This is a genomic window from Nioella nitratireducens (genome assembly GCF_001879715.1).
GTDB classification, from domain to species: Bacteria; Pseudomonadota; Alphaproteobacteria; order Rhodobacterales; family Rhodobacteraceae; genus Nioella; species Nioella nitratireducens.
Window position 1 is genome coordinate 227,090 of the sequence record NZ_MNBW01000001.1, and the last position, 20,507, is coordinate 247,596.

The 20,507-nt window shown below is 63.5% G+C and carries 25 protein-coding genes; 17 read left to right on the plus strand and 8 right to left on the minus strand.

Features of this window, described 5'->3' with window-relative positions; translation table 11 throughout:
• The first annotated feature begins 55 nt into the window (after positions 1 to 55).
• Positions 56 to 460 (plus strand): hypothetical protein, encoded by a 405-nt coding sequence (locus BKY27_RS01055; RefSeq protein ID WP_071672562.1) that lies wholly within the window; start codon positions 56 to 58, stop codon positions 458 to 460.
• A gap of 207 nt (positions 461 to 667) precedes the next feature.
• On the opposite strand, the gene BKY27_RS01060 is transcribed toward BKY27_RS01055, so the two are convergent.
• Positions 668 to 1,558, minus strand: coding sequence for a LysR family transcriptional regulator (locus BKY27_RS01060; protein WP_071672563.1), 891 nt, complete (start codon positions 1,556 to 1,558; stop codon positions 668 to 670).
• Positions 1,559 to 1,673: 115 nt separating this feature from the next.
• Between BKY27_RS01060 and BKY27_RS01065 the strand changes: the two genes are divergently transcribed.
• The 3 genes from BKY27_RS01065 to BKY27_RS01075 all read left to right on the plus strand — a co-directional run bounded on the left by BKY27_RS01065 (position 1,674) and on the right by BKY27_RS01075 (position 6,071).
• Positions 1,674 to 3,224, plus strand: a complete 1,551-nt coding sequence (locus BKY27_RS01065) for a proton-conducting transporter transmembrane domain-containing protein (protein WP_071672564.1) — start codon at positions 1,674 to 1,676, stop codon at positions 3,222 to 3,224.
• 13 nt (positions 3,225 to 3,237) lie between these two features.
• Positions 3,238 to 5,646: a YbcC family protein gene (locus BKY27_RS01070; protein WP_071672565.1), complete on the plus strand. Its 2,409-nt coding sequence runs from the start codon at positions 3,238 to 3,240 to the stop codon at positions 5,644 to 5,646.
• Between the two features lie 182 nt (positions 5,647 to 5,828).
• A complete protein-coding gene (locus tag BKY27_RS01075; RefSeq protein ID WP_071672566.1) occupies positions 5,829 to 6,071 on the plus strand; it encodes a CDGSH iron-sulfur domain-containing protein in 243 nt (80 codons plus the stop codon).
• 64 nt (positions 6,072 to 6,135) lie between these two features.
• Here the strand turns inward: BKY27_RS01075 and BKY27_RS01080 are convergent, their stop codons facing one another.
• Genes BKY27_RS01080 through BKY27_RS01090 form a run of 3 tightly spaced genes read right to left on the minus strand, consistent with a single transcriptional unit; the run spans position 6,136 to position 7,085 of the window.
• Positions 6,136 to 6,483 carry a YigZ family protein gene (locus BKY27_RS01080; protein WP_071672567.1) on the minus strand — a complete coding sequence of 116 codons (348 nt, stop codon included), beginning with the start codon at positions 6,481 to 6,483 and terminating at the stop codon, positions 6,136 to 6,138.
• 46 nt (positions 6,484 to 6,529) lie between these two features.
• Positions 6,530 to 6,802 carry a DUF6455 family protein gene (locus tag BKY27_RS01085; protein ID WP_071672568.1) on the minus strand — a complete coding sequence of 91 codons (273 nt, stop codon included), beginning with the start codon at positions 6,800 to 6,802 and terminating at the stop codon, positions 6,530 to 6,532.
• Between the two features lie 28 nt (positions 6,803 to 6,830).
• Positions 6,831 to 7,085 carry a DUF6455 family protein gene (locus tag BKY27_RS01090; RefSeq protein WP_071672661.1) on the minus strand — a complete coding sequence of 85 codons (255 nt, stop codon included), beginning with the start codon at positions 7,083 to 7,085 and terminating at the stop codon, positions 6,831 to 6,833.
• Between the two features lie 161 nt (positions 7,086 to 7,246).
• Here BKY27_RS01090 and BKY27_RS01095 point away from each other — a divergent pair, with 161 nt between their 5' ends.
• A complete protein-coding gene (locus BKY27_RS01095; RefSeq protein WP_071672569.1) occupies positions 7,247 to 7,489 on the plus strand; it encodes a hypothetical protein in 243 nt (80 codons plus the stop codon).
• Between the two features lie 56 nt (positions 7,490 to 7,545).
• On the opposite strand, the gene BKY27_RS01100 is transcribed toward BKY27_RS01095, so the two are convergent.
• Entirely contained in the window at positions 7,546 to 7,893 is a 348-nt protein-coding gene (locus tag BKY27_RS01100) for a TraR/DksA family transcriptional regulator (protein WP_071672570.1), read from the minus strand.
• A gap of 78 nt (positions 7,894 to 7,971) precedes the next feature.
• Positions 7,972 to 8,241 carry a DUF167 domain-containing protein gene (locus tag BKY27_RS01105; protein ID WP_071672571.1) on the minus strand — a complete coding sequence of 90 codons (270 nt, stop codon included), beginning with the start codon at positions 8,239 to 8,241 and terminating at the stop codon, positions 7,972 to 7,974.
• Positions 8,242 to 8,339: 98 nt separating this feature from the next.
• On the opposite strand from BKY27_RS01105, the gene BKY27_RS01110 reads away from it, so the two are divergent.
• The 3 genes from BKY27_RS01110 (at position 8,340) to BKY27_RS01120 (ending at position 10,937) form a co-directional block, all read left to right on the plus strand.
• Positions 8,340 to 9,440, plus strand: a complete 1,101-nt coding sequence (locus BKY27_RS01110; RefSeq protein WP_071672572.1) for a class II histone deacetylase — start codon at positions 8,340 to 8,342, stop codon at positions 9,438 to 9,440.
• Positions 9,441 to 9,606: 166 nt separating this feature from the next.
• Positions 9,607 to 10,311, plus strand: a complete 705-nt coding sequence (locus tag BKY27_RS01115) for a CoA transferase subunit A (protein WP_071672573.1) — start codon at positions 9,607 to 9,609, stop codon at positions 10,309 to 10,311.
• On the plus strand, positions 10,311 to 10,937 hold the full coding sequence (locus BKY27_RS01120; RefSeq protein WP_071672574.1) for a 3-oxoacid CoA-transferase subunit B: 627 nt from the start codon (positions 10,311 to 10,313) through the stop codon (positions 10,935 to 10,937). Before BKY27_RS01115 ends, BKY27_RS01120 begins: the two co-directional genes overlap by 1 nt.
• A gap of 48 nt (positions 10,938 to 10,985) precedes the next feature.
• Here BKY27_RS01120 and BKY27_RS01125 read toward each other — a convergent pair whose 3' ends face one another.
• Together BKY27_RS01125 and BKY27_RS01130 are read right to left on the minus strand one after the other, a co-directional pair.
• The gene (locus BKY27_RS01125) at positions 10,986 to 11,573 is read right to left on the minus strand and encodes a lysozyme inhibitor LprI family protein (RefSeq protein ID WP_071672575.1); all 588 of its coding nucleotides are present in this window, start codon (positions 11,571 to 11,573) and stop codon (positions 10,986 to 10,988) included.
• A 67-nt stretch (positions 11,574 to 11,640) separates the two neighbouring features.
• A complete protein-coding gene (locus BKY27_RS01130; RefSeq protein ID WP_071672576.1) occupies positions 11,641 to 12,474 on the minus strand; it encodes a lytic transglycosylase domain-containing protein in 834 nt (277 codons plus the stop codon).
• Positions 12,475 to 12,797: 323 nt separating this feature from the next.
• On the opposite strand from BKY27_RS01130, the gene BKY27_RS01135 reads away from it, so the two are divergent.
• The 9 genes from BKY27_RS01135 to BKY27_RS01175 all read left to right on the plus strand — a co-directional run bounded on the left by BKY27_RS01135 (position 12,798) and on the right by BKY27_RS01175 (position 20,505).
• On the plus strand, positions 12,798 to 12,971 hold the full coding sequence (locus BKY27_RS01135) for a pilus assembly protein (protein ID WP_071672577.1): 174 nt from the start codon (positions 12,798 to 12,800) through the stop codon (positions 12,969 to 12,971).
• Positions 12,972 to 13,196: 225 nt separating this feature from the next.
• A complete protein-coding gene (locus BKY27_RS01140) occupies positions 13,197 to 13,382 on the plus strand; it encodes a pilus assembly protein (RefSeq protein WP_071672578.1) in 186 nt (61 codons plus the stop codon).
• A 221-nt stretch (positions 13,383 to 13,603) separates the two neighbouring features.
• Positions 13,604 to 13,801, plus strand: coding sequence for a hypothetical protein (locus BKY27_RS01145; RefSeq protein ID WP_071672579.1), 198 nt, complete (start codon positions 13,604 to 13,606; stop codon positions 13,799 to 13,801).
• A 205-nt stretch (positions 13,802 to 14,006) separates the two neighbouring features.
• Positions 14,007 to 14,240 (plus strand): pilus assembly protein, encoded by a 234-nt coding sequence (locus BKY27_RS01150; RefSeq protein WP_146636137.1) that lies wholly within the window; start codon positions 14,007 to 14,009, stop codon positions 14,238 to 14,240.
• A gap of 175 nt (positions 14,241 to 14,415) precedes the next feature.
• Positions 14,416 to 15,237, plus strand: a complete 822-nt coding sequence (gene cpaB, locus BKY27_RS01155; RefSeq protein WP_071672662.1) for a Flp pilus assembly protein CpaB — start codon at positions 14,416 to 14,418, stop codon at positions 15,235 to 15,237.
• 205 nt (positions 15,238 to 15,442) lie between these two features.
• Entirely contained in the window at positions 15,443 to 16,858 is a 1,416-nt protein-coding gene (locus BKY27_RS01160; RefSeq protein ID WP_071672581.1) for a type II and III secretion system protein family protein, read from the plus strand.
• Between the two features lie 4 nt (positions 16,859 to 16,862).
• Positions 16,863 to 17,480 (plus strand): OmpA family protein, encoded by a 618-nt coding sequence (locus tag BKY27_RS01165; RefSeq protein WP_071672582.1) that lies wholly within the window; start codon positions 16,863 to 16,865, stop codon positions 17,478 to 17,480.
• A 211-nt stretch (positions 17,481 to 17,691) separates the two neighbouring features.
• Positions 17,692 to 19,029, plus strand: a complete 1,338-nt coding sequence (locus BKY27_RS01170) for an AAA family ATPase (protein ID WP_071672583.1) — start codon at positions 17,692 to 17,694, stop codon at positions 19,027 to 19,029.
• A gap of 9 nt (positions 19,030 to 19,038) precedes the next feature.
• Entirely contained in the window at positions 19,039 to 20,505 is a 1,467-nt protein-coding gene (locus tag BKY27_RS01175) for a CpaF family protein (RefSeq protein ID WP_071672584.1), read from the plus strand.
• Positions 20,506 to 20,507 lie beyond the last annotated feature (2 nt).

The following is a 20,507-nucleotide window of genomic DNA, read 5'->3' on the forward strand; positions in this document are numbered from 1 at the left end:
TGTCGGCATTTTTCGATGAGTCTTTGGACCAGCGAAATAAATCAAGGATACAGTGATGAAAGCCTATTTTGCCGCACTCTGCTTGGCGGTCATGCCGACAATTGCCCTTGCCGACGAGGTCTGGAATTCCAGTCTTGGTCAGATCACCTATCTTACTGACGTCGGCTCGACCGCGGTCTTCTCGGTGGGTGTTGACTTTCAAATCTACATTGATGGGCTCGGCGGGCAGTATAGTCAGAATTCCGGGACATACAGCGGGTATTGGATTGACAGTACCAACGGCGGCGCCGGCGATTGCCCCCAGACCGTCACCGCTCCAGACGGTTGGTCATCCCGCAACTGGGGCAATGTGCAGTTGACGTTTGACCCCGACGGATTCCATCGCAGCTACACGATGCTTTTGAACTATTGCCGCGAAACCACATGGACCAGCCAGACATACGCTCAACCGCGCTACTGATGCTCGGCGGCTATCGCACCAAGTCCGTTACATCAAGGGAAGCGGCCTGAAGCCTTGGCAATGTCCGGCTGGCCCGTCCCTGTAGGGTATCCGTCTTGATCGAGGCGTATTTGGCGTCCATTCGCGGTTTTGTACCCAGTGGCTCCGAAAAGTTATGTAATCAGCAGGTTCGGGGTTCGAGTCCTCGCGGGATCGCCACTTCTTCCGTTACAGCAACGACGGCGACCCGGTGCTTCGGTCCAGAAGATCCTGAACCAACGGGTTCGGGAAGCGGCGGCGGTGCGTGACGGCGTAAAAGGTTTCCTTGATCCTCGGATGCTCCTTGGCTTCCTTGAGCCGCCCCGACATCAGCTCGTCCTTCACGACGATGGGCGCCACAAGGGCCAAACCGATATCTTCCCGCGCCAGCAGGCGCATCATCGCCATGTCATCGACCTCGGCCGCGATTTGGGGGCTTACGGACAGGCGGCTGGCCATGGCGTCGAAGGCGGTGCGCAGGCTGTTGTCCGTCGTGGGCAGGATAAACGCCTGTTCGCGCAAAAGCGCGCGGATCGGGCGGTCGGGGTCCAACCGTTCCGGGGTGCCGACGATGCTGACCTCCTGCTCGCCGATCTGGTGCGTTTCATAGGGGGTCAGGCTGTCGTCGGGCGGTGTCCGGTTCATCAGCACCAGATCAAGATTGAGCGTGGCCAAGCCTTCCAGCAATTCGGCGGCACTGCCCGACCGCAGGATCACCTCGACATCCGTGCGCGCAAGGATCGGTCTCAGAAACCCGATCTGGAAGTTGCGTGACAGGGTTGCCAACGCCCCCACGCGCAGGGCTTTGCGGCTTTGCACCGTGCCGGTGAGCGTCGCGACCAGTTCCTGCCCGGTCGAAAAGATCGCATCCGCATGGTCCAGCGCGATGCGCCCCGCCTCGGTCAGGTGGAGCTGCCGCCCGCGCCGTTCAAACAGCCGATGCCCCAGACGCTCTTCCAATTGCTTGATCTGAACCGACAGGGCCGATTGCGACAGGTTCAGCCGTTGCGCCGTGCGCGTCAGGTTTCCGTCATGCGCGACGGCCCAGAAATAGCGAAGGTGATGATAGTTCAGCGGCATGACGTTCTAATAAATCGAACCAAAACTTAAAAACAATGAATTTTTTTGCTGCCTGCTTCTGCCTTACAGCGGGACCGCGACGGTCTTCAGTCCCGAAAACCACAGGAACCCGATCATGGCCTATCTACACCTTCCGTTTCTCATCCCGCTTTTGCTGCTGCTTGCGGCACTTTTTGCCGTCCGACGGCCGGGCAAGCGCCCCGGCATCGTGCCGGGACTGGCCGAGGCAGCGGCGTTTGGCGGCCTGTTGGCGGCCGTCGCCGCAACGCTGCTGCTGACCGTCAAAGGCCCCGGAACATCCGGCATGGTCGGGCTGATCGGCATTGGCCTGTCGGTGCGGCTCGACGCGGTCAGTGCGGTGATGATGGTGCTGGTCAGCTTCATCGGCTGGGTCGTGCTGCGCTATTCCAGGACCTACATGGACGGAGAGGCCCGGCAAGGCGCCTTCACCGGCTGGATGTGCGCAACGCTGGCTGCGGTCCTGCTGCTGGTGATGTCGGGCAACCTCGTCCAGCTCTTCGTGGCCTGGACGATCACCAGCCTGTCCCTAAACCGGCTGCTGCTGTTCTATCCCGAACGAGCCACGGCGCAACGCGCGGCCCGCAAGAAGGCGCTTGTCGCGCGGTTGAGTGAAGTCAGCCTCGCGGGCGCGGTCATCCTGCTGGCGGCGGAAACCGGCACGACCGACATCCAGACCATCCTGTCCACGGCAGGCCCCGGCTGGATGACGATGCTCGCGGCGCTGCTACTGGGGGCGGCGGCCTTGATGGCCTCGGCGCAGTTCCCGGTCCATGGCTGGCTGACCGAGGTGATGGAGGCCCCGACGCCGGTCTCTGCGCTGCTCCATGCCGGGGTCATCAATGCGGGCGGGTTTCTCTTGATCCGGTTCGCGGACGTGATGCTGCTGGCGCAGGGGGTGATGGCGTTTCTGGTCATGCTCGGCGGGTTCACCGCGCTGTTCGGGGGCTTGGTGATGCTGACCCAGCCCGCGGTCAAGACCTCGCTGGCGTGGTCGACCATCGCGCAAATGGCCTTCATGATCATGCAATGCGGTCTGGCGCTGTTCCCACTGGCCTTGCTGCATATCGTGGCCCATTCCCTGTACAAGGCGCATGCCTTCCTCAGTTCGGGCGAGGCCGTGCGCAATGTCGCCGCGATCCGCCGCCCCGGCCCGATCGCGGTGCCAAGCGCGCGCAACGTCCTGCAATCCTTCACCATCGCCATCCTGATCTATGGTCTCGTCGGCGCTGTGCTGGGGTTCGAGGACAAATCGGTGCAGGCCATCGCCCTGGGTGTGATCCTGATCTTCGGCGTCGCCTACCTGCTGGCGCAGGGCTTTGCCGACGCGGCACCGCGAATGCTGACGCAGCGCACCGTCATTTACGCCCTGCTGGCGTCGGTCAGCTATTTCGCCCTGCAACTCACGGCACAGGCCCTGACCGCCGGCAGCCTGCCCCCAACCCCAGGTCCGGGGCCGCTGGAATGGGCGCTCATCCTTCTGGCGCTTGCCAGCTTCGGCCTTGTCGCGGTTGCGCAGGCGACATTCCCCTTGTGGGCCACGCACCCGGCTTCGGCGGGTCTGCGGGTTCATCTCACCAACGGCCTCTATGCAAATGCCCTCTTCGACAAGCTGCTTGACGGCTGGTCCCAGCGGTCTGACGCCTGAAAGGAACGCCCCCATGTATGCCAAGCTCGAAACCTCCACCGCCGCCCTGCTCGACCTTGTGGCCGAGGCGAATGCAGCCGCCAAGGCGATCCCGCCGCTGTTCCCGCTATCCGCCAATGTCGCGGTGAACCCCTTTTTGGGCCAGACCGGAGAGCCCTTGCCCATCACATCGGCGCGCCTGGCGCGCGTCGGCGGCGTCCGGATCACCCTCTCGCGGGCGCATTGGGCCGCGAAGCTGGCCGCAGGCGACGTCATCGAGACCGACCTGCGCCAGGCCCTGTCGGCCATCGCGGACCCTTCCCACAACCTGGGCCTTGCGGACATCACTGCGGCATTGGACAAGGATGCGCCCGCCCCCAAGGCCCTGCCCACCGTGGCAGACCTGGCGGCCGAGGTCTCCGGCATCGACTGGCCGGGCCTGATCGAAGACCGCATCGGGGTTTGGGCCGCTGGCCATTTCGACGAGGGTCAGGCCCTCTGGCAGCAGGCCAGAACCGGCGGCGCGTTTTCCGCATGGCGGGATTTCGCATCGCGCGACCTGACGCCCCAGATCATGGGCCTGACGAATTTCTGCACCTTCGTCGCCGAAACCGACCGGTCGCACTGGCGGGCCATGGGCCGCGCAACCGCCCGGCTCGGCCTGACCACCGGAACAGAAACGACCGTGTTCCACCGCTGGCTGATGACGCTTGGCGGATGGGCCCAATACGCGCGGCACCTCCTTTGGCAAGCGGAACTGGACGGCACACAGGACAACACCGTGACCGAGCTTCTGGCAATCCGCATGGTGTTCGAAGAGGCGCTCTTCGACCTGTACGAAGACCAGATCGCTGCGCGTTGGACGGGGGTTGTCGCAGCCCACCAGACCCCGGTCACCGCGTCGCGGGACGATGTCATCGACGCGGTCCTGCAAATCGCGGCGGAACATGCCGAACAGCGCAAGCTTGCCGACAAACTGCCCTCTGCCCCGCCGCCCAAGACCGGGGAACGCCCCCATGTGCAGGCGGCATTCTGTATCGACGTGCGCTCCGAGGTGTTCCGTCGGGCGCTGGAGGCACAGGACAGCAAGATCGAGACCATCGGCTTCGCCGGGTTCTTCGGGTTGGCCAGTGCGCACAAGCCCGCCGGCTCGGATGTGGCCGATCTGCGCGGCCCGGTTCTGTTGCGCCCCGGCGTGACATCGCAGGCAGCCGAACCGCAAAAGGCCGATCTCAATCGCCGCTACACCGCGCGGGCCAAGCGGGCCTGGGGCCGGTTCAAATTGGCCGCCGTCTCCTCTTTCGCCTTCGTCGAGGCGATGGGGCCGGTCTATGCCGGGAAGCTGCTGCGGGATGCCTTCGGCCTTGGCACACGGCCCAAGACGGACCCGGCCCCGGTGCTGGACCCGGCAATCCCGTTGGAAACGCGTATCGGCATGGCCCGGTCGGTGCTGACGGCCATGTCCTTGACCGACAATTTCGCCCCGATCGTGCTGCTGGCCGGTCACGGTGCCGAGGTTGTCAACAATCCGCATGAAAGCGCCTTGCACTGTGGCGCCTGCGGCGGTCACGCGGGCGACGTCAACGCACGGCTTCTGGCCGGTCTGTTGAATGACCCTGACCTGCGGCGCGGGCTGCGGGACCACGGGATCGAGATCCCATCCGACACCGTTTTTCTGCCCGCCATGCACTACACCACCACGGATCGTGTCACGCTTTACGACCAGGACCTGCCGGGCGACCAGCCGGTGCCCGGCCTCGCGCACCTGAAAGACTGGCTGACAGCAGCCGGGGGCCTTGCCCGTGCCGAGCGGGCCGCACGTCTGCCACGCGCAGCCAGGGCGCGGACGATCCCGCAGCGGGCAAGGAACTGGGCCGAGACACGCCCCGAATGGGGGCTGGCCGGATGCCGGGCCTTCGTCGCCGCGCCCCGGCACCGGACCGATGGCACCGACCTCGCCGGGCAGGCTTTCCTGCACAACTACGACTGGCGCCGCGATGACGGGTTCGGCGTGCTGGAACTGATCCTGACCGCCCCGGTGGTGGTCGCCAGCTGGATCAGCCTGCAATATTACGGCTCGACCGTCGCGCCGACCCTGTTCGGGGGCGGCAACAAGCTGTTGCACAACGTGGTCGGCGGCATCGGCGTTCTGGAGGGCAACAACGGTGCCCCGTGTCCGGGCCTGCCATGGCAGTCGGTTCACGATGGCAACCAGTTCCAGCACGATCCCCTGCGCCTGTCGGTGATTGTCGAAGCCCCGCGTGACGCCCTGTCGGGTATCCTCGACCGCCACCCGGCGGTGCGGGCCTTGTTCGACAATGGCTGGCTGCACCTGATCGCCATGTCCGATGACGGCACACTGGCATGGCGCTATCGCGGAAACCTGACATGGGCCCCGTTCGGGGATGCCCCCGATGTTCCGCGGGCCATGGCGGCGGAATAGATCATCAGTCGTCGGCAATCACCGCAAGGGGCGGCGTCCGCCTCTTGTTCAACACCGGATAGCGATCCTGCCCCTTGCGCCGGGTGGCGATCCTGCCCGCCACCGTCTGCTCTGCCACCCTTGTGGCCCGCGCCCGGCGTGCTAGGTCTGATCCAAAGCCAAATCACCACAGGAGAGCCACCATGTCCGACGCCCCCGTCATCGCCCAGAAATCCCCCTTCCCGGTCGAGGTCGAGGAGGGCCGAAACTACTTCTGGTGCGCCTGTGGTCAAAGCAAGCGGCAACCATTCTGCGATGGCTCGCACAAGGACACCGCGTTCAGCCCGGTGAAATACACCGCCGAAAAAACCGGCAAGGTCTTTTTCTGCGGCTGCAAGAATACCGCCAAATCGCCGCTCTGCGACGGAACGCATTCCAAGCTCTGATCGCCGTTTTGTCTGTATGGGGGGTGTACAGGGGGTGTACGGGGGGTGCACGCCCGGCGCCCCCCTATTTTTCACCCAGATAGACGCGGCAGGCCTCGGCCACGTGGCGAAAGCGGTCGCCCCCCAGATGCTTGCCGCCATACCACCGTGTAACCACAATCAGATGCGATTGCAGGTCCGCGCCCTCCAACATCTTGAGGATGATATTGCCCGCACCGCTTTCTCCGTCGTCGGATTTGAGCGGCCCGTCAGGCAACAGAACGGCCCAACTGTTATGCGTGGCCTTCGCGTATTTTTTCTTCTTTTTCAGTGATTTGAGGAACTCGTCCACATCTTCCCGGCGACCGACAGGCCCACCCGAAACGGCATATTTCGACCCCCGGTCGCTGATCACGTTCTCAATCTGGCGCATTCCTCATGGCTGCCACGCCACGCCAACAAGGTCCAGCCGGGAAATATCAGCCCCGGAGGCGGTCAAACACACCAGCATTGACGCAATCCGCAGGCGCGGCCTCGGCCCCCGACAGATCATGCCCTTGCAACCAGCGTTCACACTCTTCCACCCAGGAACAGCCCCGGCATCGTGTCACGGTCCCGGCCCATTCCTGTTGCGATATCAGACCTTTATGCGCGGCATCGGCCAAGTCGACCCCCGCCGTTTTGGCCATGGATTGCGCCAGCCAGAAGTGGCGCACGGGGTCGCCCAAGGGGCGCAGGCAGCGGTTCGGCATGGTCTCGGGCCTCGTTCCGCAGGGGCGTTCACCCCTTGCGCAGTTCCTTGAGTTTCTCGGCATTCCGGCAATAGGCGGGCGCGTCTTCGGCGCTTGCGTGGCTGCCCAGCCATTTCGCGCAATCCTCTGGCGAGGTGCAGTTAGAGCAGCTCAGCACCATGTCGTCGCGTTCCGACGGCGTCAACTCTCCACGCAACTCGGCTTCGTCCAGATCGGCCCCAAGCCGATCCGCCATCTGCCCCATGAGCTTTGCGTGATGATCGAGAACTTTCTGTCCGGGCATCCGCACCTCCATCGCTGGCGACCATTCCGGGCGGAACAGCCTTGCCCCGTTACCCAAACGGAAACGGCCCGGCAGGGCCTTGACTCAGATCAAGCAGGCTTGCGGCAAATCGGATCAGGCAGGGGCTAGGCATTCCCGCGCGACAGGCTTACCCTGCTTCCATGTTTACGATCGAGCACGAATTCGACGCGACCGTGGTCACGCTGGTCGACGAGGGCGACGCCCCCTTGCAAGAGGATGTGGTGATCTCGGCCTTCGAGGAATGCGTGACGCTGGAGCAGTTCGATGCGCGCGGAAACTCGGTGCAGAAAATCACCCTGTCAGAGGCGCAATTGTTGGATCTGGCCGCGGCGCTGGACCTGCCGGAAGGCGTCTACCGGCTGCATCGCCCGGATCAGGAGTAGAGCGTATCGCAAGTCAGAGGACCGAAAGACCGGTTCCCGCTTTTGCGCGACAGGCCCTAAGACGCGCAGGCCACGCAACGCATGGCGCAGGGGTCAACATCCAACCGCTTGCTGCCGATGAAGTCACCGCAATCCTCGCACCAGCCGAACGCGCCCTCGTCGATCCGCGCCAAGGCCGCCGCGATTGCCGTAAGCCGCCCGTTCCGCCGGGTTTCCATCGCCGCCGCCATCGCCTGCCCCTGCAACGCATCCTGACGCGACAGACGGCCGACCGAGGTCTGGTCCAGCGTCACCGGCTTTCGCGCCTCGGCGGTATCGTCAGAGGCGGCAAGCAGGTCGGTCCGCTCCTGTTCCAGCAGCGGCCGATAGCGCGCGGCAAGCTCGGCATCGGTCGGATCTGTCATATCTCGGGCCTCCTTGTTGGCTTCTGCCCGTTCCACAACACCGAAAGATCGCTGGTCGGCGGGTGATGCGGCCCCAACCTATCGGACCTCGACAACCTTGTCGCGGCCCGTTGCGCCCTGCACGATTTCCAGCCGGGATTTCGGCACGCCAAGCGCCTTGGACAAGAGCTTCAGCACCGCTGCATTCGCCTTGCCGCCCTCAGGTACCGTGGTGACATAGACCCGCAGCGGGTCGCCGTCTGCCTCGGGCGGCGTCACTGCATTGCGCGAGGCCTTGGGCGTCACGCGCAGCGCCAGCCGCGCGCCGGGCACGGCCAGATGGCACAGGTCTGGGCTGGTCTTGGCCATGGCGGCACGCTCCTTCCCCCCCAGTCCTAACGCCTTCGTGCCCTTGCGCAAGCGTCGCGCCATTGCCACTCTGCCCGGACAAGACGGGAGGCGCAAACATGGCCACGGGATTTTTCTGGGACGAACGCTGTTTCTGGCATTCAGGCGGCAACTACGCACAGATGTTGCATGTCGGCGGGCTGGTTCAGCCCACGGCCAGCGCGACCTTGCCGGAAAACCCCGAAACCAAGCGGCGGCTCAAGAACCTGATGGATGTGACCGGGCTGCTGGCCGCACTGGACGTGCGGTCGGCCCCGATGGTCACGGATGAAGACATGCTGCGCGTCCACCCGGAAAGCTACCTGACCCGGTTTCGGGACATGGCGGCAGCGGGCGGCGGAGAGCTGGGGTTGCGCACGCCGTTCGGCCCCGACGGCTACGACATCGCGCGGGTCTCGGCGGGGTTGGCCAAGGCGGCGCTCTTCGCTGTTCTTGAGGGTGAGATGGACAATGCCTACGCCCTGTCGCGCCCGCCGGGGCATCACTGTCTGCCGGACATGCCCAACGGCTTCTGCCTGCTGGCCAACATCCCCATCGCCATCGAGGCTGCGTTCGAATCCGGTCTGGCCGACCGGGTCGCGGTGCTGGATTGGGACGTGCATCACGGCAACGGGACAGAGGCGATCTACTACGACCGTCAGGACGTGTTGACGATTTCCGTGCACCAAGAGCGGAACTATCCGCTCGACACCGGCGATTTCGCAGATCGCGGCTCTGGCCGGGGCAGTGGCTACAACCTCAATATCCCGCTGCCGCCCGGTGCCGGACACAAAACGTATATAGAGACCGTCGAGCGGCTGGTGATCCCGGCGCTGGCCGATTACGGGCCAGACGTGATCATCGTGGCGTCAGGCTATGACGCGGCGGCGATGGACCCTTTGGGTCGGATGCTGGCCTCGGTCGAGACGTTCCGGGTGATGACCACCATGATCAAGGAGGCCGCAACGCAGCTGTGCGACGGCAAACTGGTGATGGTGCATGAGGGCGGCTATTCCGAGGCCTATGTGCCGTTCTGCGGCCATGCCGTGATCGCGGAACTGGCGGGCAGCCGCATCAGCGCCCCCGATCCGCTGGCCGAGATCCTGGCACAGCGCCAGCCCTCGGAACGGTTCGACCACTATTGTTCGGTCCTGATCGCCGAGATGGAAGCAGCGCTCTGATCCGGTCGGGCGGGGTCCGTAGTAATACCTACCTGGGTGGAAACCGGTTGCTCCAAGGGGGCAGATGCGTATTGCAAAGGGCCATCGCTGCTGCGCGGCGGGGGCGCGTTGACTCCCCCCATGACGCGCGGCACGGTGCGGCAGGGAATTTTATGGGAGTACCTCCATGAAGAAAGTATATGGCTCAGCCGACGAGGCGCTCGATGGGCTGCTCTTCGACGGCATGCTCATTGCGGCGGGGGGCTTTGGCCTCTGCGGCATTCCAGAGCTGCTGATCGACGCGCTCGTGAAAGCGGGCGTCAAGGATCTGACGGTGGCCTCCAATAACGCAGGCGTTGACGGGTTCGGTCTTGGCAAGCTTCTGGATACGCGCCAGATCAAGAAGATGATGTCGTCTTACGTGGGCGAAAACGCCGAGTTCATGCGGCAATACCTGTCGGGCGAGCTTGAGCTGGAATTCAACCCGCAAGGCACGCTGGCCGAACGGATGCGCGCCGGTGGCGCTGGCATCCCCGGCTTCTACACCAAAACCGGTGTGGGCACCGTCATTGCCGAGGGCAAGGAAGTGAAAGAGTTCGACGGCGAGGACTACATCCTTGAACGCGGCATCTTCGCGGACATTTCCATCGTGAAAGCGTGGAAGGCCGACGACACCGGCAACCTCGTGTTCCGCAAGACCGCCCGCAACTTCAACCCGCCCGCGGCCATGTGCGGCAAGGTCTGCATCGCCGAGGTCGAAGAAATCGTCCCGCGCGGCAGCCTCGATCCCGATGGGATTCACCTGCCCGGCATCTATGTGCACCGCCTGATTCAAGGCGAGCATGAGAAACGCATCGAACAGCGCACCGTGCGCAAGCGGGAGGAAGCATAATGCCCTGGGACCGCAACCAGATGGCCGCCCGCGCGGCGGAAGAACTTGAAGACGGCATGTATGTGAACCTCGGCATCGGCATCCCGACGCTGGTGGCCAACTACGTGGGCGACAAGGACATTACCCTGCAATCGGAAAACGGTATGCTCGGCATGGGCCCCTTCCCCTATGAGGGCGAAGAAGACCCGGACCTGATCAACGCGGGCAAGCAGACCATCACCGAATTGCCGCGCACGTCCTTCTTCGACAGCGCCACCAGTTTTGCCATGATCCGGGGCGGCAAGATCGCCGCTGCGATCCTTGGCGCGATGGAGGTGGCCGAGAACGGCGACCTCGCCAACTGGATGATCCCCGGCAAGCTGGTCAAGGGCATGGGCGGCGCGATGGACCTTGTGGCTGGCGTTGGCCGCGTGGTGGTCGTGATGGACCACACCAACAAGCATGGCGATTCCAAGGTGCTCAAGGCCTGCACCCTGCCGCTAACCGGCAAGGGCGTGGTCAACCGCATCATCACCAATCTCGGTGTGCTCGACGTGGTCGAGGGCGGTCTTAGAATCGTGGAATGCGCCGAGGGCGTGACCGAAGATGAATTGCGCGCCGCGACCGAGGCGACAATCGTCGACTGACGGCCCGGATCTATGGACAAGACAGCGCCGCCCTTCGGGGCGGCGTTTTCAGTTGATCCCGTAGCGCGACTGCAAACCCGAGATGCGGCTTTCATAAGCGGCACGAATACAGGTGTGATCCGCGCGGCAGGCGTTGCGCGCGGCCAGCCAGTTGCGCTGATCCGTCGCCACGCCTGGATAGGACCGCACCTGATTGTAGAGATCGCCCATGTAACGATCCATCTGCCCAAGCTCTGGAGAGGCGCAAATCGTCTGCTCGGTGGGATTGAGCGCACCGTCGGCACACCATGCCGGCCCCGTCGGGTGCAACGGGCCCATGGGCGCGTGCGGCTTGCCGCCCCCGGTTACAAGGCCCTGCAAGGCGGCAATGCGACGGTCATAGGCCGCGCCAATGCAGCCCGCATTCCATCCACAGGCATTGCGCTGCGCCAACCAGCCCTGTTGTTGCGCAGGCAATCCGGGCAGGTGGCGAACCGCGTCATAGGCCTGCACCATCTGCGCATCACGCCACCCAAGGTCGGGCGTGGCGCAGATCGTTTGCTCGGTCGGGTTGAGTGGCGCATTCGTGCACCACGATTGGCCCCAGACCGGTGACACGACACACAGGAAGAGAACGACAAGGATAGACCTGACCATCTGGGCGGCTCCTTACAGCAGGCTGTTGTCGGCACTATACCGCAAAAACGCGCGGCGCAGCAGGGGTCTAGCCGCTGGTGGCAACCATCGTGCGGAAAACGCACCCGTCCGACACCAGTTCCGGCGGGGTCAGGCACAGCAACCGCGCCGCGCGCCAAGTGGCCAGCACCTGGGGGATATAGTCGCGCGTCTCGGGGAAGTCCGGCACGCCGCCCGCCGCCCGCACGGCCCCTTCCCCGGCATTGTAGCCCGCCAACACGAGAATCGGGTCACGGTCGAATTCCGCCATAAGCCAATCGAGGTAGGCCACCCCGCCCGCGATGTTCTGGCTGGCGTCAAGGCTGTTGGCGACACCAAACCGTTCGGCCGTTGCGGGGATCAACTGCATCAGACCTTGGGCCCCGGCCCGGCTGTGCGCCGCCGGGTCGCCGCGCGATTCGACCGCCATCACGGCAAGGGCCAGCGCGGGCGAGATCCGCGTGCCCACGGTCGCTTGCATCAACTGCGCCCCATGTTCCTCGGCCAATGCCAGCAGACCATCGGCGCGCATCACCGGCAGGTCCGCCGCCTCTGGCGCGGTCGCCAGCAGGTCGAGCGCGGTCGAGAATCGGCCCGCCCCCGCCTCGCGCCCGGCGGGAATCGCGGCCCAGAACCAATCCGAAGCCGTGGGAATCGGGTCGGGCGGGGTTTGCCGCACAGTGGGCATCGGCGCCTCTGGCTGGGTGTCGCCGATCTGGACATTGATCCGCGGGCCACTCTGATCCGAGGTCCGGGCTGGCACCATGCGAAAGGTGAAATCGGGAAAGGGCGGGGGCGCACCGGCAGTGGTTTGCCCCAAGGAGGGGGCCGCCAACGCCAACACGGCGCAAAAGCTCAGGAACGTGGTTTTCACAAGGCCCATCGGCTGCCCGCTGCTCGCTGTTTTCCACAGCCTGCCAGACCTGCATGCGTTAATAAATATCCCATTCTTGTGTCCACCTGGGTGCCAGACCGGGCCGGAAAATTTCAACTTACTGTTTTTGCTAATATTTCTCGGAATCTGATTTGACCGGGATGAATAAAATTTTACTGCAAAAGACCGAAAACACGCCCCAAAGCCGCCCGAATTGACCGGCTATCTATGGCTGTCCCCGAAGCGGACAGGATCGCATCGTAAAACAAGATCCTGCGAAACGTGAGGCGGACGCAGACAAGCAACACAACTCCTATCGAGGGACAAATACCATGATCAAGACCTTCCTGAATTCCGAATCCGGCGCCGTCACTGTTGACTGGGTCGTTCTGACCGCCGCAATCGTTGGCCTGATGGCCGTCGTGTCCTCGGGCGTCGAGAACCTCTCGGGCGACATCCAGACCCAACTGGAAACCAACCACATCACCACCACGTTCGGCGACTGATCGTCCAACACCCCATCGAAGAGGGCCGCGCCATCGGGCAGCGGCCCTTTTTCTTTGCGCGGGATTCGCAGGCCGCCGCGCACCAGCCGGTCAGGAAAAAATCACTAAAATTCCAGACAATTCCTCTGCAATGCCCAATTCCCGCCCGGATTCGAGGCGACATTCACCTCATCCCAAGGGGGCAGACACCCATAGGGCAAAGCAGACCAAACCTGGAGCAAGACAATGATCAAGACCTTCCTGAATTCCGAATCCGGCGCCGTCACTGTTGACTGGGTCGTTCTGACCGCCGCAATCGTTGGCCTCGGCCTGGCCGTGATGGCCGTCGTGTCGGCTGGCGTCGAGAACCTCTCGGGCGACATCCAGACCCAACTGGAAACCAACCATATCACCACCACGTTCGGCGACTGATCGCCAACCACTGGTTTTCCCAAGGAAAGGGCCGCGCCTTCGGGCAGCGGCCCTTTTTCTTGTTTCCTTTCCCTCTACGATCCCCATTCGCTGTTTCCCGATTTCCGCCACATTCTGTCCATAATTGCGCATTTCTGCCGCACTTTTGCCCCAATTCGCCGCGATCTTGCCATGGTCTGCCCGGGATGCTGCCACATCCCTAAATACCTGGAGGATCTGCAATGCGTGCCTTGGCCCGTTTCAAAAGCTTTGCCCTGTCCGATTCCGGTGCTGTTACCGTCGACTGGGTTGTCCTGACCGCCGCGCTTGTCGGTCTTGGTCTTGCCGTCACCAATACCGTGTCCTCGGGGCTGGAAAGCCTGTCGAGCGAAATCAAAGCTCAGCTGGAAACCGACATGATCTCGGACGGTTTCAACTGATCGAAACCGATCCCGGCGGCGGGGGCCGTCAGGATTGGAGGAAAATTTTTGGGAATTGGCGTTCCCACGACCTGCCTTTGCCTTGTTTCTGCCCTGTGCGTACGGTCCCTTGGGGGCATATCCCCCCGAGGACCGGCGACAGAATGCGCTGCTGCTCTGCATCTACCGCAGAGCCATCCAATCACAGCAGTTGCAGGAGCATACCATGCCAATGAAATCCCTGACCGCCTTCGCCTTTGATGAATCCGGCGCCGTGACCGTCGACTGGGTCGTTCTGACCGCCGCATTGGTGGGCCTGGGCCTCGCCGTGATGTCGGTCGTGTCCGGAGGGCTTGAAAACCTGTCCGGCGACATCAAGGACCAGCTCGAGGTCGACCATGTGAACGCCGGCTTTGCCTCCACGTCCACTTCGACCAGCACGACCACCACCACGGACTGAATCGCCCCCCGTCGCATGGCACTGGTGCATGGCATTGGTGCCAAGGTCGGGCGCGCCGAAGGAAGGTCGCGCCCGCACCATTCTTTCGCCCGATTTCACTGGCATTGTCACCGAGATGAACCAGCGGCCGCATCTTGCGACCGCGTCCCGAAGCAAATCAAAAAAGGGCAGTGACATGCGAATTATCTTCGGACTTGTCCTTATCATAGGGGTCGGCCTCGCAGGCTTTGCCGTGTACGTGGCCAAAGACCGCTTTACCCAATACCAGGCGGCGATCGCCTCGCAGCAGGATGCCATTGTGCCGACGACCACGGTCTACGTGGTCAATCGCCAGATGCGCTACGGCGAGCAGATTCGCCCGCAAGATGTCAGCGCCATCCGCTGGCCCGAGGGCAACGTGCCCTTCGGCGCCTTCACCAGTGAAGAAGATCTCTTCCCGCCGGATACCGACGGTCTGCGCACCGTCCTGCGTGTGATGGAACGCAATGAACCGGTGCTGGTCGCCAAGGTCACCGGACCGGGCGAAGACGCTGGCGTCGCCTCTCGTCTTGCCGATGGCATGCGGGCCCTCGCGCTGCGGGTCGACGTGGCCAGTGGCGTGTCAGGCTTTCTGCGCCCGGGCGACAGGGTCGATGTCTACTGGACGGGCAACGCCCGTGGCCAGAATGTCACCCGCCTGATCCAGGCCTCGGTGCAGATCATCGCCATCGACCAGATCGCTGACGAAGACCGCAACAACCCGACCATCGCCCGCACCATCACGGTCGAGGCTCCGCCAGACCAGGTCGCGGCCTTGGCCCAGGCCCAGGCCACCGGCAACCTGACCCTCGCGCTTGTCGGCGTGCGCGATCAGACCCTCTCGGCCAACGTCGAAGTCGATCAGGACAGCCTGCTTGGCGTCGTCGCCGAAGCCGCCCCGCAAGGCCCCCGCATCTGCACCGTGCGCAACCGGCGCGGCGCCGAAGTGGTGGTTACACAGGTGCCATGCACCAACTGATCGGGATTTTCCCTGCGATTGGCCCCCTTCATCTAGGGGGCCTTTCGTCGTTTGACCCCACCCCTGCCCCACCGTGCCCTGTTCACCACATGAACACAGGCCCCCAAGCGCCTGATTCTTGCGCCAGAAACCAATTTGGGGCATTGTGCAGGCAAAAGAGCCGCAAGAGCTCCCCAAAAATCGTGATCAGAGAGGCAGGATCACAATGAGCATTTGGCGTCACCTAGGCGTAGCCCTGTTGGGCATAACGCTGGCTTTCGTGGCCGCTCCGACCGCGCGGGCGCAATCCCTTCGTGTGCTGGAGGGCAATACCTCGGCGACCCTCAGGGTGCCGATGAACCGGGCCGTCGTGGTGGAAAGCGAGGCACTCTTTGCCGAACTCTCCGTCGCCAACCCGCAGATCGCAGATATCGCGACCCTCTCGGAAAATACCATCTACGTTCTGGGCCGGGCGCCGGGGCGCACCACGATGACGCTGCTCAGCGCCGAGGGCACGCTGATCGCCAATGTCGAGGTGCAGGTTGTTCCTGACCTCGCCGAGTTCCGCGAGCGGTTGCAGGAAATCCTGCCCAACGAACCGGTCGAGGTGCGCAGCGCCAATGACGGGATCGTTCTGTCGGGCACCGTATCTTCTGGGCAGGTGGTGGATCGGGCGTTGGAACTGGCCGCGCGCTACGCCCCCGGACGGGTTTCCAACATGATGATGGTCGGCGGATCGCAGCAGGTGATGCTGCGTGTCCGCTTTGCCGAGATGTCGCGCAGCGTGCGCCGGGAGCTGGGTGCCTCGCTCGGTCTCACCGGCACGGCCTTTGGTGGCGATGGCGGTGCCTTCCTCGGCACCGGTGCGTCGAACGCGTCGGGGCCTGCGACCTTCGGACTCGGCTCGACCGCCGCGACCAACATGACCGGCCGCGAAGGCGCCCTTGGCATCAGCTTCGGCAACAATAGCCTGCAACTCTCGGTTCTGCTGGAGGCGCTGGAAAGCAACGGTGTCGTCCGCACCTTGGCCGAGCCGAACCTCAGCGCCCTGTCGGGCCAGACCGCGACATTCAACGCTGGCGGAGAATTTGCCGTTCCCGTTCAAACGGATACCGGCGTGTCGGTCGAATTTCGGCCCTATGGCGTAAACCTTTCTTTTACTCCGACTGTTGTCGATGACGAAGTGATCAACCTCAACCTTTCCGCCGAGGTTTCGGCCATCGACGCGGATCTGATCAATACACAAACCGGCGTGCCGGGCCTGCGCACCCGCACCGCCTCGACAACCGTTGAAATGCGGGACGGTGAAAGCTTTGCCATCGCAGGGCTGCTTCAGGACGATTTCCGCGATGCCATCGGCCAAGTACCGTGGCTTGGCGACATTCCCGTTCTCGGGGCGCTGTTCCGGTCCGCAAATTACCAGCGGGAGCAATCGGAACTGGTGATCATCGTCAGCGCGCATCTGGTGTCGCCCACACGGGGTGAAGCACTGGCCCTGCCGACGGACAGGATTCGCATCCCCTCCGAATCGCAGTTGTTCCTCTATGGCCAGACCGCCGGTCGGGCCCCCGCCGATGGCACCCCCGCCGGGGATGTCGCGCAGCAAGATTTCAGTGGCTCCTACGGCTACGTGATGGAGTAAGGACATGGGTTTTCGGCTGACTGCACTTCTCTTGGCAAGCGTCGCGGCCCTGTCGCTGACGGGCTGTGACCGCATCCGCAATGTCGGCGAGGCAGGCCGCTTCCTCGACGAGGGCGGTTTTGGCGACCCGACGATGAACAACGTTCTGGTGATGACCGGCCAGCGGTCCTACGTCGAAGAGCTGTCGACGCGGTTCGCACAAGAGGTGCCCACCACCATCAATTTCGCCTTCGACTCGGCCACTCTGACGCAAGACGCGCGCGCCGTTCTGCGCCAGCAGGCCCGCTGGATCCTGCAATTCCCCGAGGTGCGGTTCAGCGTCTATGGCCACACCGACCTGGTTGGCAGCGATGCCTACAACTATAATCTTGGCCTGCGCCGCGCCCGCACGGCGGTGAATTACCTTGTCAGTCAAGGGATCGAGCGCAGCCGACTTGAGGCGCTTGTCAGCCTTGGCGAGACGCAACCGCTTGTCGCCACCCAAGACCGCGAACAGCGCAACCGCCGCACCGTAACCGAGGTCAGCGGCTTCGTTCAGAATCATCCGACCGTCCTTGACGGGCGCTATGCCGATATCGTCTATCGGGCCTATGGCGGGCCGCGCTCTTCGACCAATGGCTGACCGCAGGTCGCCCCAACTTCCCACGAATACCCAATAGTTTCGGCTTTTTGGTCGTATTGTCGCCTAACTTGGCGACCAAAAACGATACTGGAGACAGAGACCCGAGGCCCAGTTCGAGCGGGCGGGTGCGCTGTCTTCCGGTAGCCGCATCCTGTTGGTGCCGATCTGACAACCGACCCGGGAACAATCCGGGCGATCCGGGGTAATGACGATGAGTGGAGGCCTTGCGCTGAAATCGAATCCTGCACCGATCGTGGCGTGCACCATCGCCCGCGATGTGCAGACGTTCGACCTGCTGATCGATGACATCGAGGCGGAACTGGGCGAAGCCTGGGGCGATCTGAACTTTCTCGAAGCTCAGGCCTTTCTTGCACAGCCCGAAGCGGATGACCTCGAATTCGTGGCGGTCGCGGTCGACGACGCCGACGAACCCGATGTCGAAATGATCTGCCGAGTGATTGCCCAAGCCAAGGAAGCCGGGGTCAAGGTGATCCTTGTCGCCGAAGATGTCAGCCCGCCTATCCTGCATCGCCTGTTGACGGCCGGGGCCGACGATTTCGTGCCCTACCCCCTGCCCGACCGCGCCTTTCACAATTCGCTGGAACGTGTGCGCGGCGGCCAGACCATCGCCACACCGGAGCAAGCCGAAGCCCCCGCCGCCGCGCCACAGGCCGAAACGCCCCCCGCGCCGGAAGCGGCGGCCCCCGACGCCCCCGCCACGCCACAGGCGCCACCGCCAGAGGTCCAGTTGCAGCCCACGACAACCACGATGGGCGACCGGGTGATCTTTGCGGTGCAAAGCATGGCCGGCGGCAGCGGCGCCACGACCTTTGCCGTCAACCTGGCCTGGGAATTGGCCAATATAGACAAGAAGGCCCCGCCATCGGTCTGCCTGATCGACCTCGGGCTGCAATTCGGATCGGCCGCGACCTATCTGGACCTGCCGCGCCGCGAGGTGGTGTTCGAAATCCTGACCGAGGCGACCACAATGGACCTGCCCGCCTTCAAGCAGGCGGTTCAGCGCTATGGGGACAAGATGGGGGTCTTCACCGCCCCCGCCGATATCCTGCCGCTCGACATCGTGGGCCCCGACGAGATTGCCGCGCTGATCGCGCTGGCTCAGGAATGCGCCGATATCGTCGTGATCGACATGCCGTCTACCATCGTTCAATGGACCGAAACGGTGCTGAACGCGGCCGATGTCTATTTCGCGACCCTGGATCTGGACATGCGATCGGCCCAGAACACGATGCGCTTCATCAAGGCGTTGCAAGCCGAAGACCTGCCGCTCGACAAGGTGCACTACGTTCTCAACCGTGCCCCGCGCGGGCTGGATATCGGCGGCAAGGCCCGCATCAAGCGGCTTGCCGAAAGCCTTGGCATCACGATCAGCACCCACCTGCCGGACGGGGCCAAACAGGTCACGCAAGCCTGCGATCACGGCGAACCGCTGTCGGATTTCGCCCCGAAAAACCCGTTGCGCAAAGAAATCGCCAAGCAGGCCAAGGCCCTTTACGACGCCATGAAAGCCGAAGCCTCGGCAACCTGAGGAACCGCAATGTTTTCGCGCTACAAGAAACCGTCTTCCGCTCGCCCCGTGCATCCGGCCCTGACAACGGCGCCGGATCACAAGGCGCCTGCGCCCGAAGGGCCCGAGGTCCAACCCTCTGGCACTCAGACCAAGGTCGCGCGCCGTCCGAAAAAGCCCGCCCCCGTGGCAGCCGAGCCCGTGGCCGTGGACAAGGAAACCAAGCGTCGGGCGCGTCTGGACGAAATCAAGACCGAGATGCATTCGCGGCTTCTGGACAACCTCAACCTGTCGGCGCTGGAAACCGCCAAGGAAAGCGAACTGCGCAGCGAGATCAACTCGATCGTCACCGACGAGCTGACCGAAATGGGCGTGGTCCTGAACCGCGAAGACCGCTCGACCCTGCAAACCGAACTGTTCGACGAGGTCACCGGCCTTGGCCCGCTAGAGCCGCTGCTGAAGGACGACACCGTCAACGACATCCTGATCAATGGGCCGTTCAACGTCTTTATCGAACGGAACGGCAAGCTGGAAAAATCCGACTGCCGTTTCAAGGACGAACGCCACTTGCTGCGGATCATCGACAAGATCGTGTCGGCCGTGGGCCGCCGCGTCGATGAATCCAACCCGTACGTTGACGCCCGTCTGAAAGACGGCTCGCGGTTCAACGCGATGGTGCCGCCCGTGGGGGTCGATGGCTCCTTGGTCTCGATTCGTAAGTTCAAGAAGGACAAGCTGGGTATCGACGATCTGGTCAAGTTCGGCGCCTTCACCGAAGAAATGGCCGCCTACCTTCAGGCCGCCGTAGCCTGCCGCCTGAACGTGGTCGTCTCGGGCGGGACGGGTTCGGGCAAGACCACCACGCTTAACGCGCTCAGCTCTTTCATCGACAATTCCGAACGCATCCTGACCATCGAGGATACGGCGGAACTGCAATTGCAGCAGGAACATGTGGGCCGGATGGAAAGCCGTCCGCCCAACGTCGAGGGCAAAGGCGCGGTGACGCAACGCGACTGTCTGCGCAACGCCCTGCGGATGCGGCCCGACCGGATCATCGTCGGCGAAACGCGCGGCGAGGAAGTGATCGACATGTTGCAGGCCATGAACACCGGCCACGACGGGTCGATGACCACGATCCACGCCAACAGCGCGCGCGACGGTGTCAGCCGCCTGGAAAACATGATTGCCATGGCGGGCATCGAAATGCCGTTGAAGGCCGTGCGCAGCCAGATTGCGTCGGCCGTGAACCTGATCGTGCAGGCCAGCCGCTTGCAGGACGGCTCTCGCCGCATGGTCTCCATCACTGAAGTGACCGGGATGGAAGGCGATGTGATCTCGATGCAAGAGATTTTCCGCTACGAGCGCCTCGGCCTGCAACCCGATGGCAAGATCATTGGCCGCTTCACCGCCTGCGGTGTCCGCTCGTACTATTCCGAGCGGTTCCGCCAGTGGGGCTATGATCTGCCAGCCTCGATTTATGAACCCGTGGGGGATTGACT